This window comes from Streptomyces fradiae (assembly GCF_041270065.1).
Lineage (GTDB): Bacteria > Actinomycetota > Actinomycetes > Streptomycetales > Streptomycetaceae > Streptomyces.
In genome coordinates this window covers 1,575,339-1,591,490 of the sequence record NZ_CP065958.1, presented here as the reverse complement: position 1 = coordinate 1,591,490, position 16,152 = coordinate 1,575,339, and the positions used below count along the sequence as shown (strand labels likewise).

Below are 16,152 nucleotides of genomic sequence, written 5' to 3'. Positions count from 1 at the left end.
CGGATGACGGGCGGAGCGGGCGGGGAGGCCCGCCCCGGTTATCGTACGCGCGTTCGAAAATGAGCTAGGGTGGGGATGAGGGGGTGGGAACGTACGTACGATTTTGCTGTGGGAGGTGGGACGGCGCATGCCGGGGTTCACACATCTGCACACCGCGTCGGGCTTCTCCCTGCGCTACGGCGCCTCCCACCCCGCCCGCCTCGCCGAGCGCGCCGCCGAGCGCGGCATGGACGCCCTCGCCCTGACCGACCGCGACACCGTCGCGGGCACGGTCCGCTTCGCCAAGGCCTGCGAGCAGGCCGGGATCCGCCCGCTCTTCGGCGTCGACCTCGGCTGCGAGCCCTTCCTCGCCCCGGTCCCGCACGACGCCCGGCCCGGGGACCGGGCGGCCGGCGGCGGGGCCGGCATCGGCGGGGTCAGCTCCGCCCGGCGGGTGCCCGTGCGCGGCGGCGCCTTCGTCGACGAGTCCGCGCCCCGCGCCGTCTTCCTCGCCCGGTCCCGTACGGGCTGGGCCGAGCTCTGCGCGCTGGTCAGCGCCGCCCACGCCCACGCGGGGGAGGGGCAGCCCCTGCTGCCCCGGTCCGCGAACCACGGGACGGGCGCCGGCGACGAGCTCTTCGTCCTGCTCGGCCCCGGCTCCGACGTCGGGCGCGCCCTCGCCGCCGGCCGGCCCGACCGGGCCGCGCGGCTCCTCGCCCCCTGGCGCGAGCGGTACGGCGACGCCCTGTGCCTGGAGGTCGTGCACCACGGGCGCACGGGCACCGGACCCGGCTCGCTGCGGCTCGCCGCCCGCACCCTCGGCTTCGCCGCCGAGCAGGGCGTGCGGCCGGTGCTCGGCAACGAGGTGCGGTACGCCGACCCCGGCCAGGGCCCGGTCGCCGACGTGCTCGACGCCGCCCGCCGCCTGGTGCCCGTCGACCCCCGGGCCGGGCTCGACAGCGGCGAGGCCTGGCTCAAGGACGCCGGCGCCATGCTGGGCGTCGCCGAGCGGGTGGTGGAGGCCGCCGGCTTCCGCCGGGACACCGCCCACCGGCTCCTGGAGCACACCGAGGGCGTCGCCGCGGCCTGCCTGGTCGACCCCGAGGACGACCTCGGCATGGGCTCGGCGCACTTCCCGGAGCCGTACCTGGTCGGCGCCGCGCACCGCACCGCCCAGCGGGTGCTCGCCTCCCGGGCCGCCGCCGGCATGGTCCGCAAGGGGTACGAGAAACGGCGTGACTACTGGGACCGGATGCACCGCGAGCTCGACGTCATCGCCCACCACGGCTTCGCCACCTACTTCCTGACGGTCGCCCAGGTCGTCGACGACGTGCGCGGCCTGGGCATCCGGGTGGCCGCCCGCGGCTCCGGCGCCGGCTCGCTTGTCAACCACCTCCTCGGCATCGCCCACGCCGACCCGGTCGAGCACGGCCTGCTGATGGAGCGCTTCCTGTCCAAGCGCCGCACCGCGCTGCCCGACATCGACATCGACGTGGAGTCCGCCCGCCGCCTCGAGGTCTACCGGACGATCCTCGACCGCTTCGGCGCCGAGCGGGTCGCCGCCGTCGCCATGCCCGAGACCTACCGGGTCCGCCACGCGGTACGGGACGTGGGCGCCGCCCTGTCCATGGACCCGGCCGAGATCGACCGGATCGCCAAGGCCTTCCCGCACATCCGCGCCAGGGACGCCCGCGCCGCCCTCGACGAGCTGCCCGAACTGCGCGACCTCAAAGGGGAGTTGGAGCGGACCGCGGGCCACGGGCGGTTCTGGGAACTGGTCGAGGCGCTCGACGCGCTGCCTCGCGGCATCGCCATGCACCCGTGCGGGGTGCTCCTCTCGGACGCCTCGCTGCTCGCCCGTACCCCCGTCGTCCCCACCGCCGGGGAGATCCCCGCGGGCCCCGGCGGCCCGGGGCCCTCCCCGATGCCCATGGCACAGTTCGACAAGGAGGACGTGGAGGACCTCGGACTGCTCAAGCTCGACGTCCTCGGCGTGCGGATGCAGTCCGCGATGGCGCACGCCGTCGCCGAGGTCGAGCGCGCCACCGGCACCCGGCCGGACGTCGACGCCATCCCGCCCGGCGACCCCGACACGTACCGGCTCATCCGCTCCACCGAGACCCTCGGCTGCTTCCAGATCGAGTCCCCGGGCCAGCGCGACCTGGTCGGCCGGCTCCAGCCCGAGAACTTCCACGACCTCGTCGTCGACATCTCGCTCTTCCGCCCAGGACCGGTCGCCGCCGACATGGTCCGCCCCTTCATCGAGGCCCGGCACGGCCGCGCCCCGGTCCGCTACCCGCACCCCGACCTGGCGGACGCGCTGCGGGAGACCTACGGCGTCGTCGTCTTCCACGAACAGATCATCAAGATCGTGAGCATCATGACCGGCTGCGGCCGCGACGAGGCCGACCAGGTGCGCCGCGGACTCTCCCACCCCGAGTCGCAGGGCCGGATCAGGACCTGGTTCGCCGAGCGGGCGCGGCGGCAGGGGTACGCGGACGAGGTCGTCGCCCGCACCTGGGAGATCGTCGAGGCCTTCGGCTCGTACGGCTTCTGCAAGGCGCACGCGGTGGCCTTCGCCGTGCCCACCTACCAGTCGGCCTGGCTCAAGGCGCACCACCCGGCCGCCTTCTACGCCGGGCTGCTCACCCACGACCCCGGCATGTACCCCAAGCGGCTGCTGCTCGCGGACGCCCGGCGGCGCGGGGTGCCGGTGCTGCCGCTCGACGTGAACCGGTCGGCGGCCGCCCACCGTATCGAACTGGTGTCCGGCGGCGGTGCCGGTGCCGGTGCGGAGCGCTGGGGCCTGCGGCTCGGGCTCGCCGACGTCCACGGCATCAGCGAGGCCGAGAGCGCCCGCATCGAGACCGGACAGCCCTACGCCTCCCTGCTCGACTTCTGGGAACGGGCCCGCCCCCGCAAACCCGTCGCCGAACGCCTCGCCCAGGTCGGCGCCCTCGACGCCTTCGGCGCCAACCGCCGCGACCTGCTGCTCCACCTCACCGAACTGCACCGGACCCAGCGCGGCGCCGCCTCCTACGGCGGACAACTCCCGCTCGCCCAGGGCCGGAAGACCGCCCCCGTCGGCCTGCCCGACCTCGACGAGACCGAACGGCTCAGCGCCGAACTCGGCATCCTCGGCATGGACGCCTCCCGCCACCTCATGGGCGACCACCAGGCCTTCCTGCGCGAACTCGGCGTGGTCTCCGCCGAACGGCTGCGCTCCGCCCGGCACGGCCAGACCGTCCTGGTCGCCGGCGCCAAGGCGGCCACCCAGACCCCGCCCATCCGCTCCGGCAAGCGGGTCATCTTCACCACCCTCGACGACGGCACCGGCCTGGTCGACCTCGCCTTCTTCGACGACTCCCACGAACGCTGCGCCCACACCGTCTTCCACTCCTGGCTGCTGCTCGTCCGGGGCGTGGTGCAGCGGCGCGGACCGCGCAGCCTCAGCGTGGTCGGCGCCGCCGCCTGGAACCTGGCCGAGCTGGCCGAACTGCGGGAGAGCGGCGGCCTGGCGGCGGTGGGGGAGCGGCTCTCGGAGGAGCCCGTTCCCGCGGAGAGCGACGCCGATGGCAGGGGCGATGGCGACGCCGACGGTGTCGGAGGCGGCCGCCGGATCACCCTGTCCACCGGCTACACGATGAACCCCTGGGCCGACCTCCAGCCGGCCGGGGAAGGCGCCGCGACACCGTCGCGGAAGCTGTGGCACAGCAGCCCCGGGAGCGCCGGATGATCCTCTGCGTACGGTTCCGCCTGGAGACGGCCGGGGAGGTGATGCTCCCCCGACTGCTCGACCTGCTCGGCGAGTTCACCCCGCTCGTCGAGGCGACCCCGCCCGACGGGGCGCTCGCCGACGTGCGAGGCGCACTGCGCTACTTCGGCTGGACCGCGGCCGAACTCGGCTCGGTGATCCGGGTCAGAGCACTCGCCCTGTACGGCGTCGACTGCGTCATCGGCGCGGGTCCCAACCCGATGCTGGCCCGGATGGCCGCCCGCGCGGCCCGGCCCGGCGCCACCCTGGTCGTCGAGGACCCGGCGGACTTCCTGCGCGACCGGCCGGTGGCCGCCCTCGACGGCGTCGGCCGCGCCACCGCCCGTACCCTCTGCGGCTACGGCCTGGACTCCGCCGGCCGGGTCGCCGACGCACCGCTCGCCGTGCTCCAGCGGCTCATCGGCGCCAAGGCCGGCCGCGAGCTGTGGGAACGGGCCCGCGGCATCGACCGCACCCCCGTCGTCCCCGGCGAGGTCTCCCGCTCGATGGCCGCCGAACGGACCTTCCCGTACGACGAGCTGGACCCCGTCGAGCAGCGCAGGGCGCTGCTCTCGCTCACCGAGGAACTGGGCGCCCGGATGCGCACCGAGCGCCAGGTGTGCCGCTCCCTGACGGTGACCGTCCGCTACGCCGACCGCACCACGACGACCCGCACCCGCGCCCTGCGCGAACCCACCGCCCACTCGACGGAGCTCAGCACGCTCGCGTACGCGATCCACGCCTCCTTCGGCCTCCAGCGCGCCCGGGTCCGGGGCATCGCCCTGCGCGCCGAGGGCCTGGCACCGGCCGAGTCCGCCGCCCATCAGCTCACCTTCGACCCGGCCGACGACAAGGCCCGTCGCATCGAGGCGGTGGCGGACCGGGCCCGCGCGAAGTACGGGCCGAGGGCGGTGCTGCCGGGCTCGCTGGCGGCGTGAGCCCGACCGCGTGAGCCGACCGCGTGAGCGTGGTGGCGCAAGCACGAGGGTGTAGGCGACACGGGACTTTTTACCGACGCGTAACTTCCCACCGGGGCTACCCATCCGTAACTTGGCGGAAAGCGCACATCCCCACTTGTGGTCCGGACCGCAGGGCGTAGCACTCCCTCATTCCCCTTGAGCCGCAAGGAGATCGCCCGATGCTGCCCTGGAAACCGCCCTGGAAGCACATCGCCCGAGCGCTGTCCGTCCTGCTCCTGACCGCCGCCGCCACCCTCGTCCCCGGCGCCGCCGCACAGGCCGACGACGCCCCCAGCCGCGGCTGGAACGACTACACCTGCAAGCCGTCCGCCGCCCACCCCCGGCCCGTCGTCCTGGTGCACGGCACCTTCGGCAACTCCGTCGACAACTGGCTGGGTCTCGCCCCCTATCTGGTCAACCGGGGCTACTGCGTCTTCTCGCTCGACTACGGGCAGCTGCCAGGAGTGCCGTTCTTCAACGGACTCGGCCCGATCGACGCCTCCGCCGCCCAGCTCGACGCGTACGTCGACAAGGTCCTCGCCGCCACCGGCGCCGCCGAGGCCGACCTCGTCGGGCACTCGCAGGGCGGCATGATGCCGCGCTACTACCTGAAGTTCCTCGGCGGCGCCGACAAGGTGAACGCCCTCGTCGGCATCGCCCCCGACAACCACGGCACCACGCTCAGCGGCCTCACCCAGCTGCTGCCGTACTTCCCCGGCGCCCAGGACCTGCTGACCAGCGCGACCCCGGGACTCGCCGACCAGATCGCCGGCTCCGCGTTCATGACCAAGCTCAACGCGGGCGGCGACACCGTGCCCGGCGTGCGGTACACGGTGATCGCCACCAAGTACGACGAGGTCGTCACCCCGTACCAGTCCGGCTGGCTGTCCGGACCGAACGTCAGCAACGTGCTGCTCCAGGACCGGTGCGCGCTCGACCTGTCCGAGCACGTGGCCATCGGCACGGTGGACCGGATCGTCTTCCACGAGGTGAACAACGCCCTCGACCCGGCCCACGCGACCCCGACGACCTGCGCCTCGGTCTTCAGCTGACCCCTATCCGTGCCGGCGGCGCGCCGTGACGAACAGCACGGCCGCGCCGACCGCCAGAACGGCGGCGCCGCCCATCGCCAGATACGGCGTGGCGGCGCCGCCCCCGGTCTCCGCCAGCTCCTCACCGGAACCCGAGCCGCCCTGGGGCGCGGGGGCGGGTGCGGCGGTCTGCGGAGCTTCGCTCGTCGGGGCGGCCGGGGCTTCGCTCGCCGGCGCGGTCGTCGGCGTGGCCGGGTGTCCGGCGTGCTGCCCGTGCCCGGTGGCGGGCGCCGCCGTGGGCGCGCTCGGCGCCGGAGCCCGGGTGGGGGCGCCGTCCTTCCCGAACACCACGTCCGAGCAGGCGTAGAAGGCCTCGGGGGAGTCGGAGCGCTGCCAGATCGAGTAGATCAGGTGCCGTCCGGACTTCTCCGGGATCGTGCCCGTGAACACGTAGTCGCCGTTCTGCATCCCCGGGTCGACGACCGTCGCGAACGGCTCCGCCTCCAGGTCCGACCACTTCAGCGGCTTCGACGGGTCGTACCCGTCCTTCGTCACGTACAGCTCGAACTTTCCGCGGTGGGGCGCGGTCCCCTTGTAACGGAAGGTGTGCGGCCCGGAGTTCAGCGAGGTCGCCGGCCAGTCCGCCCGCGCCAGGTCGAGCCCCTGGAACTTCTCGTTCCCGGCGCTGCACAGCTCGCCGTCCGGGATGATCTCGCGGTGCTTCCCGGCCGCGTTCGCGATGTTCACCCCGTTCCAGTCGTACAGCGCCTGCGTCCCGCCCGCGGCCACCGCCGCCTTGCACGCCGCCGACTTCGGGCTCTCCGGCCCCTCCGCGTGACACCCGGCGACCCGGCTCACCGGATCGGTCATCGACCCGTGCGCGAACGCGGGGGCGACGGCGAGCCCGGACAGGGCGAGCACGGCGGTGGAGACGACGGCCGCGGCGGCCGTACGGCGTGAGGTCATGGGGGGACAACTCCTTCACGAGGGTGGGGGTGTGGGGGGTTGCCAAGGAAACTAGCCCTCGAGAAGCGCGGATCCGGTCCCCGGAAGGCTCACCGGCCGATCCTTATGGTCGCGTTAAGGAGCGTCTAAGCGGGGGCACAGGCAACGCCCTCGCTCTCGCCCTCGCCTTCGCGTCAGCCCACCCGCCGGTAGCGCCGCTCGGGCCGGCCCGTACCGCCGTAACGCAGCGAGATCTCGGCGCGGCCGGTGGCGGCGAAGTACTCCAGATAGCGGCGGGCGCTCACCCGGGACAGCGAGCCGGCCTCCGCGCACTCGGTGGCCGACAGGCCCTCGGGGTGCGCGCGCAGAATGGTGTCGACGAGATCGGCGGTCGGGGCCGCGAGGCCCTTGGGCAGCTCGCGGGAGCCGCGCGGGCGGGCCCCGAAGATCCGGTCGACGTCCTCCTGCCGGGCCTCAGCCTCCGCCAGGTCGTCGAGCCGCCCGTGCAGGGCCGCCACGTGCCGCAGCTGCTCCTGCAGCGCCGCCTGGTTGAACGGCTTGATCAGATAGTGCAGGGCCCCGGCGCGCAGCGCCGAGCGGATCGTGTCCGCGTCCCGCGCCGCCGTGATGAACAGCGCGTCCGTCGCGAGCCCCGCCGCCCGCAGCTCGCGCAGCACCGCGATCCCGTCCATGTCCGGCAGGAAGATGTCGAGCAGCAGCAGATCCGGCCGCAGCGCGTGCGCCGCGCGCAGCGCCTCGGCGCCGGTGTGCGCGACCCCGGCGACGGAGAAGCCCGGCACCGCCGACACATAGCGGCAGTGCAGCTTGGCCACCATGAAGTCGTCGTCGACCACCAGCACCTTCGTCACGCCGACAAGGTAGGACGCGACCACAAGGACCACAACGTCCGTTGGTTGCGGAAGAGAGACAGCTTCCTCACGCGCAGGCAACATGTGGGCCACCTCACATCCCCGAGGCGTCCCTGAGACATCCCCCGATCTCCCCGTTCCCCCCCGTTCCCCCCGTTCCCCTTCGAGAGGCGGCACCCGTGCGCCTGCGCACTCCCCTCGCCCTGCTCGGGGCGGCGCTGCTCGTGCTCGTCGGACCGCCGCTGCTCACCTCCGGCAGCGGCGCCGGCACCGGCACACAGATACCCGGCCTGCGCTTCATGGTCCCCAACACCCCCGGCGGCGGCTACGACATCACCGCCCGCACCGCGGCGAAGAACGCCGAGGACGCCGGACTCACCTCCGACATCGAGGTCTTCAACCTGCCCGGCGCCGGCGGCACCGTCGGCCTCACCCGGCTCGTCGGCGAGCACGGCAACGGCCGGCTCGCCATGTCCATGGGCCTCGGCGTAGTCGGCGCCGTCCACACCAACAAGACGCCGAAGACCCTCGCCGACACCACCCCGATCGCCCGGCTCACCATGGAGCAGGACATCGTCGTGGTCGGCAAGGACTCCCCGTACAAGACCATCCAGGAGCTGCTCGCCGCCTGGCGGAAGGACCCCGGCAAACTGCCCGTCGGCGGCGGCTCCTCGCCCGGCGGACCCGACCACCTCGCGCCCATGCTGATGGCCCGCGCCGCCGGCATCGCCCCGAAGGACGTCAACTACGTCCCCTTCGACGGCGGCGGTGAACTCCTCGCCTCCATCCTCGGGAACAAGGTCGCCTTCGGCGTCTCCGGCGTCGGCGAGTACCTCGACCAGATCAAGGCCGGCGAACTGCGCCTGCTCGCCGTCACCGGCGCCGAACGCGTCCCCGGACTCGACGCGCCCACCCTGCGCGAGGCCGGCCTCGACACCGAGTTCATCAACTGGCGCGGGATCGTCGCCCCGCCCGGGCTGACCGACGCCGAACGCGACAAGCTCGTCGGCCTCGTCACCGAACTGCACGCCTCGAAGGAATGGCGGGAGTCCCTGAAGACCCACGGCTGGAACGACGCCTTCCTGCCCGGCGAGGAGTTCGGCACCTTCCTCACCGCCCAGGACAAGCAGGTCGGAACCGTCCTGAAGGAGCTCGGCCTGTGACCACGACCGGCGACACGACGCCAGAGACCACCAAGACCCCCGAAACCACCGAAGCCCCCACCGCCGCCCGCACGTCCTGGCTGCGCGAGCACTCCGAACTCGGCGTCAGCGCCCTGCTGTTCCTCCTCGGTGTCCTCGTCCTCACCGACGCGCTCACCATGACCGTGGACATCGGACAGCGCGGCCCCGTCGGCCCCCGCACCGTCCCCCTCGTCGTCGGCGCCGGCCTGCTCGTCGTCGCCGTCCTCCTCGCCGTCGACGTCCTGCGCGGCGGCCGCGGCGAGGCCGAGGGCGGCGAGGACATCGACCTGACCGAGCCGAGCGACTGGCGCACCGTCCTGCTCCTCGCCGGCGTCTTCCTCGGCTTCGCCGTGCTCATCGGCCCGCTCGGCTTCCCGGTCTCCGGCGCCCTGCTCTTCTGGGGCGCCGCCTACGCCCTCGGCAGCCGCCACCACCACCGCGACCCGCTGATCGCCGCCGCGCTCTCCCTCCTCACCTATGTCGTCTTCAACAACCTGCTCGGAGTCCCGCTGCCCGGCGGCCCGCTGATGGGAGTGCTCTGACCCATGGACTCGCTCACCTCCCTGCTCGACGGGTTCGGCACCGCGCTGACCCCGATGAACCTGCTGTGGGCCGCCGTCGGCGTCCTGCTCGGCACCGCCATCGGCGTGCTCCCCGGCATCGGCCCCGCCATGGCCGTCGCCCTGCTGCTCCCCGTCACCTACGGCCTGGAGCCGACCGGCGCCTTCATCATGTTCGCCGGCATCTACTACGGCGCCATGTTCGGCGGCTCCACCACCTCCATCCTGCTCAACACCCCCGGCGAGAGCGCGGCCGTGGTCGCCGCCATCGAAGGCAATCCGATGGCCAAGGCCGGGCGGGGCGCGCAGGCCCTCGCCGCCGCGGCCATCGGCCACTTCACCGGCGGCCTGGCCGGCACGATCCTGCTCGTCGCGCTCGCCCCGACGGTCGCCGCGCTCGCCGTCGACATCGGCGCCCCCGACTACTTCGCCATCATGGTCCTCGCCTTCATCGCGGTGACCTCCGTCCTCGGCTCCTCCCGGATCCGCGGCCTGGCCTCCCTCCTCATCGGCCTCACCATCGGCCTGATCGGCCTCGACCGGATGACCGGCCAGCAGCGCCTCACCTTCGGCTCCCTCCAGCTCGCCGACGGGGTCGACGTCGTCATCGTCGCCGTCGGACTCTTCGCCATCGGCGAGGCCCTGTGGGTCGCCGCCCATCTGCGCCGCACCACCGGCGAGGCCATCCCGGTGGGCCGCCCCTGGCTCGGCCGCTCCGACGTGAAGCGCACCTGGAAGGCCTGGCTGCGCGGACCGCTCATCGGCTTCCCGTTCGGCGCGATCCCGGCCGGCGGCGCGGAGATCCCCACCTTCCTGTCGTACGTGACGGAGAAGCGTCTCTCCCGGCACAAGGACGAGTTCGGCAAGGGCGCCATCGAGGGCGTCGCCGGCCCCGAGTCCGCCGCCTCCGCCTCCGCCGCCGGCACCCTGGTCTCCATGCTCACCCTCGGGCTTCCGACCACCGCCGTCGCCGCCGTGATGCTCGCCGCCTTCCAGCAGTACGGCATCCAGCCGGGCCCGCTCCTCTTCGAACGCGAACCCGACCTGGTCTGGGGCCTGATCGCCTCGCTGTTCGTCGGCATGGTGCTGCTGCTCGCGCTCAACCTGCCGCTCGCGCCGGTCTGGGCGAAACTGCTGCGCATCCCCCGCCCGTACCTCTACGCCGGCATCCTGTTCTTCGCCGCCGTCGGCGCGTACGCGGTCGGCGGCGCCGCCCTCGACCTGGTGATCCTGCTCGCCATCGGGCTCGTCGGCTTCGGCATGCGGCGCTACGGACTGCCCGTCCTGCCCGCCGTCATCGGCGTCATCCTCGGCCCGGCCGCCGAACAGCAGCTCCGCCGCGCCCTCCAGATCAGCGACGGCTCGCCGGCCGGACTCGTCGACACCCCGTTCTCGGTCACCGTGTACGCGGTCGTGCTGATCCTGCTGGCCTGGCCGCTGCTGCGGAAGCTGATCGGACGGCGCCGCGAGGCCACCGCCCGAGCGTGACCGGGGCGGGGCGGGGCGGGCGGTGCCGGGGGAGGGGGCGGGAGCGTCGTACGACCGTACGCACATCGGGAAATTCCTCAACGCGCCCCCGAAGGGGTGAGTTTCGGACAGTCGGCGGCCTGATCCGGTATCCCTGGCGGGCAGCGTCCCACCCCACCCCCGAAGGGATTCCCCACGATGCGTGCTCGCCTCGTCCTCGCCGGCGCCCTGCTCGCCTCCGCCGCGGCCACCGCCCCCACCGCCTACGCCGGCCCCGCCGACGGAGTCTCCGTCGACCCGCGGGGCACGGTCGCCGCGGACGGCACGGTCACCCTCTCCGGCACCTACCGCTGTGTCGACGACAGCGCGGGACCGGTCTTCGTCAGCTCCCGGCTGATCCAGGCGGACCGCTCCACCGGGATCGGCGGCACCCAGGCCGTCTGCGACGGCCTGGTGCACCCCTGGACCAACACCGCCGTCGTCAAGGAGCCCGCCTACCGCGCCGGTACGGCACAGGTGGAAGCCACCCTGATGCAGCTCACCGCCACCGGCCCGATGGGCCTGCCGATGCCCGGTTTCCTCGCCACCGAGGACGCGGACGTCACGCTCGGCTGAGCAGCCGGACCAGTCCGTCCCGGCCGAGCGCCGCCAGCTCGTCGAGGGCGCGTACGGCACGCTCGGCCGCCGCCGGGTCGGCGGCGGCGAGCCCGCTCGCCGCGAACTCGTCCTCGTCGAGCCGCAGCACCTCGCGCCCGTCGGCCGACACCCACAGGTCGAGGTCCAGGTCCTCGACCACCACCTCCGTGCCGTCCGCGGCCACCACGGCCGGCCGGGTCACATCGCAGTACCAGCCCTTGAGCGTGCCGTCGCCCGCCCGGACCTCCTTCACCGCGTACCACCGGTCCCGCCAGTAGTGCTCGGTGAAGACGTCACCCGGCTCGAAGCGCACGAAGCCGAAGTCCCGGACGCCCTCGGCGGCCCACGGCGCGCGTACGGTGAGGCGCGTCCCGTCGTCGGCGAGCAGCTCGGCCGGATAGCGGATCTTGGTCCGCCCGGCCTTCACCAGGGCGATCTCGACCTCAACCGAGGCGGCGGACATGACGGGTCTCCTTCGCGCGGATCTCGTAGCCGAACCATCGGTTGACGGCCAGCATGGGGGCGTTCTCGGCGTCGTTGCCGGTGAAGGCCTCCGTGCAGCCGGCCGCCCGGGCCAGATGCAGCGAGGCGTTCTTCACCAGCTTGGCCAGGCCCCGGCCCCGGTGGTCCGGGTGGGTACCGGTCATCCCCGAGCCGTAGCGCCCCTCTCCGTCGGTGCGGGCGGCGCTGAAGGCGACCGGCCGGCCGTCGACCACCGCGACCGTGGTCAGCTCCCGGTCGAGCAGCGGGTGCTCCCAGGTGGTGGCCAGCCAGTGCGCGTAGTCGTCGAGTTCGGCCGCCACGTCACCCGGCTCGTCGGCCGTGGTCAGCGCGTCAAGCTCGAACAGCGGGCGCGGGTCGGCGGCGAAGTCCGCCGCCGTGCGCAGCTCCACCCCGGCCGGCGCCTCCTGGAGCGGCGGCAGTGCGGCCGTCGTCAGGTCGAGGCGCAGGAAATAGGCCGAGCGGCTGCCGGCATAGCCGTGGCGCCCGGCGAAGGCGAGGTTCGCCGGCTCGTCGAGCACCCAGCTGTAGAGGGTGTCCGCCCCGGCACACGCCAGATGCTCCTCGGCGGCGCGCAGCAGCAGCGCCCCGGCACCCCGGCGGCGGTGCGCGGGGTCGACGTAGACATTGACGTCACCGATGCCCGGCTCGGGCGACTCGTGGGCCAACGACACCTCGGCGGTGCCGATCACCTGCCCGTCGGCCTCGGCGAGCAGCGGCCTGGCGTGGGCGTCGGGATGGGCATGCGCCCAGTCGTGGGCCACCTGCCGGCCGGTCGCGAGCATGCAGGGCAGCGCGGCGCGCCGCACCCGGGCGAAGGCCTCGGCGTCCTCGGGGGCCGAGGGCCGTACATCGCGGACGATCACAGTCATGTCACCGCACGGTATGCGCCGGGCCGCGCCGCCCGCCTCCCATTTTCCGGCGGGCCGGGTGCAGAATCAGGCGGGTGACGCTTCGAATCAGCGTGGATCCCCGTTCCACCACCGCTCCGTACGAACAACTGCGCGCCCATATCTCGGAGAGGGCCCGCTCGGGCGAGCTGCCCGTCGGCTACAAGCTCCCGACGGTGCGCGGTCTCGCGGAGGACCTGGGCCTGGCGGCGAACACCGTCGCCAAGGCGTACAAGGCCCTTGAGGCGGACGGTGTGATCGAGACCCGCGGCCGCAACGGCACCTTCATCGCCGCCGCCTCCGACGCGGCCTCCCGGCTCGCCGCCACGGCCGCCGCGGCCTATGCCACGGAGGCCCACCGCCTGGGCCTCAGCCACGACGCGGCGAGCGCCGCGGTGCGGGACGCGCTGCGGGCCGCGTACGAGGAGTAGGCCGGGCAGGGGGTACGAGCGGGAGGGGCGCGGAAGGTCCGCGCACCTCTCCTCGTACCCCTCCTCGTACCCTCCTCGCGGTACTTCGTGACGGTTCGTCGACTGGCTTGAATCCATTGGTTCCTGAAGAGGTTTCAACGCGCGTCCACCACGAGTTTTGACATGAACACTTCCGGTGGGCGGGATCCGCTGCTACTACCTGGTAACGCAGAGATCCTGCTACAGGGAGGTTCCATGAAACTGTCCCGTTTTACGGCCTTCTCGTCCTCGCTGCTCCTCGGCGCCGTCCTCGCCCTCACCGGGGCCGGGGTCGCACAGGCCGCCGAGACCGCCGCGGTGGACTACGTGGCCCTGGGCGACTCGTACTCCTCCGGTGTCGGAGCCGGGAGTTACGACAGCGCCAGCGGCGACTGCAAGCGCTCCACCAAGGCCTATCCGGTCCTCTGGAAGAACGCCCACGCGCCGTCCTCCTTCGCCTTCACCGCCTGCTCGGGCGCCCGAACGGGTGATGTCACGGCGAATCAGCTCGGACCCCTCAACACCGGCACCGACCTGGTCTCGATCACGATCGGCGGCAACGACGCCGGTTTCGCCGACGTCATGACGACCTGTGTCCTGCAGTCCGAGGCGACCTGTATCAACCGAGTGAATCAAGCCAAGAGCTATGTCGACACGACCCTGCCCGGCAAGCTCGACTCGGTCTACAACGCCATCCGCAACAAGGCCCCCAACGCCCGCGTGGTGGTGCTCGGTTACCCGCGCTTCTACCAGCTCAACGGCACCTGCGTGGCCGGCCTGAGCGAGAACGAGCGCCGCGCCATCAACGACGCCTCCGACTACCTCAACGCCGCCACCGCCAAGCGCGCCGCAAACCACGGCTTCCCCTTCGCCGGCGTCGTCCCGGCCTTCACCGGCCACGAGATCTGCTCCGGCTCGTCCTGGCTGCACAGCCTCAACTGGCTCAACATCGGCGAGTCGTACCACCCGACCGCCGCCGGACAGTCCGGCGGCTATCTGCCGACCTTCAGCGGCGTGGCATAGCCGCGGCCGTCCCCGCACCACCGCCCGGCGCACCGCCGGGAGCACCGCCCGGGGAGGCGGTCCCGCCCGAAGGAGTCGCCGTCGTCGCGGGCGGCGACGACGGCGGCGGGGCCGTCTCCTCGCACGTCACCGAGAAATCCACCCAGTTCGACTCGCGGGCCACCGGATCCCGCACCTCAAGGCGGATCCGGTCGCTCACCTGCGCCCCCGCCGGATAGTCCGCCTGAGTCCGGGTCAGCCGCTGCTCGGTCGGCCCGCCCTCGGGGAAGTCCAGGGTCCGCCAGGCCGCGTCCTGCTTCTCGCCGCTCTCCGTCGCCCAGCGGTACGACACGGTCGCCGGCGTCCGGTCCACCGTCACCGCCGCCGCGAATTGCGGCGCCGCGTCGAGCGGCGGCGGACACGCGCCCTCGTATGTGTCGCGCACCGCCCGCACGCTCACGATCACCGACACCGGGGGAGTGGTCGTCGCGCTCGGCGAGGTGGTGCCCGTCTCCGCCGACGTGGACGGCGAGGCGGTGCTCGGTGCCGTCGTCGGCGCGCTCGTCGTCACCGGCGGCACCGGCGAACCGCCGTCGTCCGCACCCGAGTCGCGCAGCGCCGCGTACGTCAGCCCGCCCGCCACCAGGAGCAGCGCGGCGATCCCGGCCACCAGACCCCACCGCCGGCGCGGACGGCCGGACTCCTCCGGGCCAGGGCCGGGCACCGGGGCAGGTACGGGCATCGGGGCGGTCGGCCCGGTGCCACCAGGCCCGCCGGTCCCGCCGGGCCCGCCCGGACCTCCCACCGGGAGCGGCGCGTACGCCCCCGCCGGCGGCGGCTCCGTGCGCGGCGCGCCGCCCGCGCCGACCAGGCGCAGCTGATCCTCCGCCACCCGCGCGGAGAGCCGCTGCTCCGGCTCCTTGCGCAGCAGCCCCTCGATCACCGGCGCCAGCGGCCCGGCGTGCGCGGGCGGCAGCGGCTCCTCGTCCACCACCGTGCGCAGGGTGTCCAGCGGCGTCTCCCGCCGGAACGGCGACACGCCTTCCACCGCCGCGTACAGCAGCACGCCGAGCGACCACAGGTCGGCCGCGGGCCCCGGCGTGTGCCCCAGGGCCCGCTCGGGCGCCAGGTATTCGGGCGAGCCGATCAGCTCGCCGGTCATGGTCAGCGGCGAGACGCCCTCCACGGCGGCGATCCCGAAGTCGGTGAGCACCACCCGCCCGTCGTTGGCGAGCAGCACGTTCGCCGGCTTCACGTCCCGGTGCAGCACCCCCGCCTCGTGCGCCGCGCGCAGCGCCGCGCACACCTCGGCGCCCACGTGCGCCGCCCGGCGCGGCGGCAGCGGCCCCTCGGCCTCCAGGGTCTCCGCCAGGGTGAGCCCGCGGACCAGCTCCATCACGATCCAGGGGCGGTCGTCGTCCAGGGCCACGTCGTAGACGGTGACGACATTGCGATGGGTGATCCGCGCGGCCGACCGGGCCTCCCGCTCCAGGCGGGCGAACAACCGCTCGCGGTCGGCGTCCGGCAGACCGGCCGGGGCGCGTACCTCCTTGACCGCCACCTCGCGCCCCAGGACCTCGTCCCGGGCGCGCCAGACGGTGCCCATCCCGCCCTCGCCGAGCACGTCGAGCAGCCGGTAACGCCCCGCGATGACCGTCATCTCTCCACGGTAGCGGAGGGTCGCCGCTTTTGGTGGCGGAGATCACACCCTGTTGCGGGGCCGCTGGTGGGGGCCGGGCGTGCAGGATGGTTCGTGACGGTTCGACAGGTGTTCGAGCGCTGTCCAACTCACCCTGGAACCAGACGGATTCGGACAGTGATCGTCAACCCCCGTACACAAGCGGTGAATCCTGCGGCCGGAATACACGGGTGTCGTAGCGGAGCGATAGGGTTAACCTGCCCGGGCCGGGTGCCCTCGTACGGGTG

The 16,152-nt window shown here is 73.5% G+C and carries 14 protein-coding genes; 9 read left to right on the top strand and 5 right to left on the bottom strand.

The window, feature by feature from the left end:
• Window positions 1-127 precede the first annotated feature (127 nt).
• The 3 genes from JAO84_RS07090 (at window position 128) to JAO84_RS07080 (ending at window position 5,744) form a co-directional block, all read left to right on the top strand.
• Entirely contained in the window at window positions 128-3,715 is a 3,588-nt protein-coding gene (locus JAO84_RS07090) for a DNA polymerase III subunit alpha (protein ID WP_370411411.1), read from the top strand.
• A complete protein-coding gene (locus tag JAO84_RS07085) occupies window positions 3,712-4,671 on the top strand; it encodes a hypothetical protein (RefSeq protein WP_370416676.1) in 960 nt (319 codons plus the stop codon). The genes JAO84_RS07090 and JAO84_RS07085 overlap by 4 nt, the downstream gene beginning before the upstream one ends.
• Before the next feature lie 200 nt (window positions 4,672-4,871).
• Window positions 4,872-5,744, top strand: coding sequence for an esterase/lipase family protein (locus tag JAO84_RS07080; RefSeq protein ID WP_370411409.1), 873 nt, complete (start codon window positions 4,872-4,874; stop codon window positions 5,742-5,744).
• A 3-nt stretch (window positions 5,745-5,747) separates the two neighbouring features.
• Here the strand turns inward: JAO84_RS07080 and JAO84_RS07075 are convergent, their stop codons facing one another.
• Together JAO84_RS07075 and JAO84_RS07070 are read right to left on the bottom strand one after the other, a co-directional pair.
• Window positions 5,748-6,689, bottom strand: a complete 942-nt coding sequence (locus JAO84_RS07075; protein WP_370411408.1) for a lytic polysaccharide monooxygenase — start codon at window positions 6,687-6,689, stop codon at window positions 5,748-5,750.
• 173 nt (window positions 6,690-6,862) lie between these two features.
• The gene (locus tag JAO84_RS07070; RefSeq protein WP_370411406.1) at window positions 6,863-7,537 is read right to left on the bottom strand and encodes a response regulator; all 675 of its coding nucleotides are present in this window, start codon (window positions 7,535-7,537) and stop codon (window positions 6,863-6,865) included.
• A gap of 179 nt (window positions 7,538-7,716) precedes the next feature.
• Between JAO84_RS07070 and JAO84_RS07065 the strand changes: the two genes are divergently transcribed.
• From JAO84_RS07065 to JAO84_RS07050, 4 genes are all read left to right on the top strand, one after another.
• Window positions 7,717-8,700 (top strand): Bug family tripartite tricarboxylate transporter substrate binding protein, encoded by a 984-nt coding sequence (locus tag JAO84_RS07065; protein WP_370411404.1) that lies wholly within the window; start codon window positions 7,717-7,719, stop codon window positions 8,698-8,700.
• Between the two features lie 80 nt (window positions 8,701-8,780).
• Entirely contained in the window at window positions 8,781-9,263 is a 483-nt protein-coding gene (locus JAO84_RS07060) for a tripartite tricarboxylate transporter TctB family protein (RefSeq protein ID WP_265865691.1), read from the top strand.
• Between the two features lie 3 nt (window positions 9,264-9,266).
• Window positions 9,267-10,769: a tripartite tricarboxylate transporter permease gene (locus JAO84_RS07055; protein ID WP_370411402.1), complete on the top strand. Its 1,503-nt coding sequence runs from the start codon at window positions 9,267-9,269 to the stop codon at window positions 10,767-10,769.
• A 177-nt stretch (window positions 10,770-10,946) separates the two neighbouring features.
• Window positions 10,947-11,363, top strand: coding sequence for a DUF6299 family protein (locus JAO84_RS07050; RefSeq protein ID WP_370411400.1), 417 nt, complete (start codon window positions 10,947-10,949; stop codon window positions 11,361-11,363).
• Here the strand turns inward: JAO84_RS07050 and JAO84_RS07045 are convergent.
• Entirely contained in the window at window positions 11,350-11,847 is a 498-nt protein-coding gene (locus JAO84_RS07045; protein ID WP_370411398.1) for a DUF402 domain-containing protein, read from the bottom strand. The genes JAO84_RS07050 and JAO84_RS07045 overlap by 14 nt on opposite strands.
• Window positions 11,828-12,757, bottom strand: a complete 930-nt coding sequence (locus JAO84_RS07040) for an N-acetyltransferase family protein (RefSeq protein WP_370411396.1) — start codon at window positions 12,755-12,757, stop codon at window positions 11,828-11,830. The genes JAO84_RS07045 and JAO84_RS07040 overlap by 20 nt, the downstream gene beginning before the upstream one ends.
• Before the next feature lie 74 nt (window positions 12,758-12,831).
• Here JAO84_RS07040 and JAO84_RS07035 point away from each other — a divergent pair, with 74 nt between their 5' ends.
• Window positions 12,832-13,206 (top strand): GntR family transcriptional regulator, encoded by a 375-nt coding sequence (locus JAO84_RS07035; RefSeq protein WP_370411394.1) that lies wholly within the window; start codon window positions 12,832-12,834, stop codon window positions 13,204-13,206.
• A 234-nt stretch (window positions 13,207-13,440) separates the two neighbouring features.
• Window positions 13,441-14,247, top strand: a complete 807-nt coding sequence (locus JAO84_RS07030; protein WP_370411392.1) for an SGNH/GDSL hydrolase family protein — start codon at window positions 13,441-13,443, stop codon at window positions 14,245-14,247.
• On the opposite strand, the gene JAO84_RS07025 is transcribed toward JAO84_RS07030, so the two are convergent.
• Window positions 14,231-15,886, bottom strand: coding sequence for a serine/threonine-protein kinase (locus JAO84_RS07025; RefSeq protein ID WP_370411390.1), 1,656 nt, complete (start codon window positions 15,884-15,886; stop codon window positions 14,231-14,233). The genes JAO84_RS07030 and JAO84_RS07025 overlap by 17 nt on opposite strands.
• Window positions 15,887-16,152: the final 266 nt, after the last annotated feature.

Excerpts from the sequence above, each read along its gene's own strand:
- JAO84_RS07090 (WP_370411411.1), top strand. The coding sequence starts at position 128 with ATGCCGGGGTTCACACATCTGCACACCGCGTCGGGCTTCTCCCTGCGC.
- JAO84_RS07085 (WP_370416676.1), top strand. The coding sequence starts at position 3,712 with ATGATCCTCTGCGTACGGTTCCGCCTGGAGACGGCCGGGGAGGTGATG.
- JAO84_RS07080 (WP_370411409.1), top strand. The coding sequence starts at position 4,872 with ATGCTGCCCTGGAAACCGCCCTGGAAGCACATCGCCCGAGCGCTGTCC.
- JAO84_RS07075 (WP_370411408.1), bottom strand. The coding sequence starts at position 6,689 with ATGACCTCACGCCGTACGGCCGCCGCGGCCGTCGTCTCCACCGCCGTG.
- JAO84_RS07055 (WP_370411402.1), top strand. The coding sequence starts at position 9,267 with ATGGACTCGCTCACCTCCCTGCTCGACGGGTTCGGCACCGCGCTGACC.
- JAO84_RS07050 (WP_370411400.1), top strand. The coding sequence starts at position 10,947 with ATGCGTGCTCGCCTCGTCCTCGCCGGCGCCCTGCTCGCCTCCGCCGCG.
- JAO84_RS07045 (WP_370411398.1), bottom strand. The coding sequence starts at position 11,847 with ATGTCCGCCGCCTCGGTTGAGGTCGAGATCGCCCTGGTGAAGGCCGGG.
- JAO84_RS07040 (WP_370411396.1), bottom strand. The coding sequence starts at position 12,757 with ATGACTGTGATCGTCCGCGATGTACGGCCCTCGGCCCCCGAGGACGCC.
- JAO84_RS07030 (WP_370411392.1), top strand. The coding sequence starts at position 13,441 with ATGAAACTGTCCCGTTTTACGGCCTTCTCGTCCTCGCTGCTCCTCGGC.
- JAO84_RS07025 (WP_370411390.1), bottom strand. The coding sequence starts at position 15,886 with ATGACGGTCATCGCGGGGCGTTACCGGCTGCTCGACGTGCTCGGCGAG.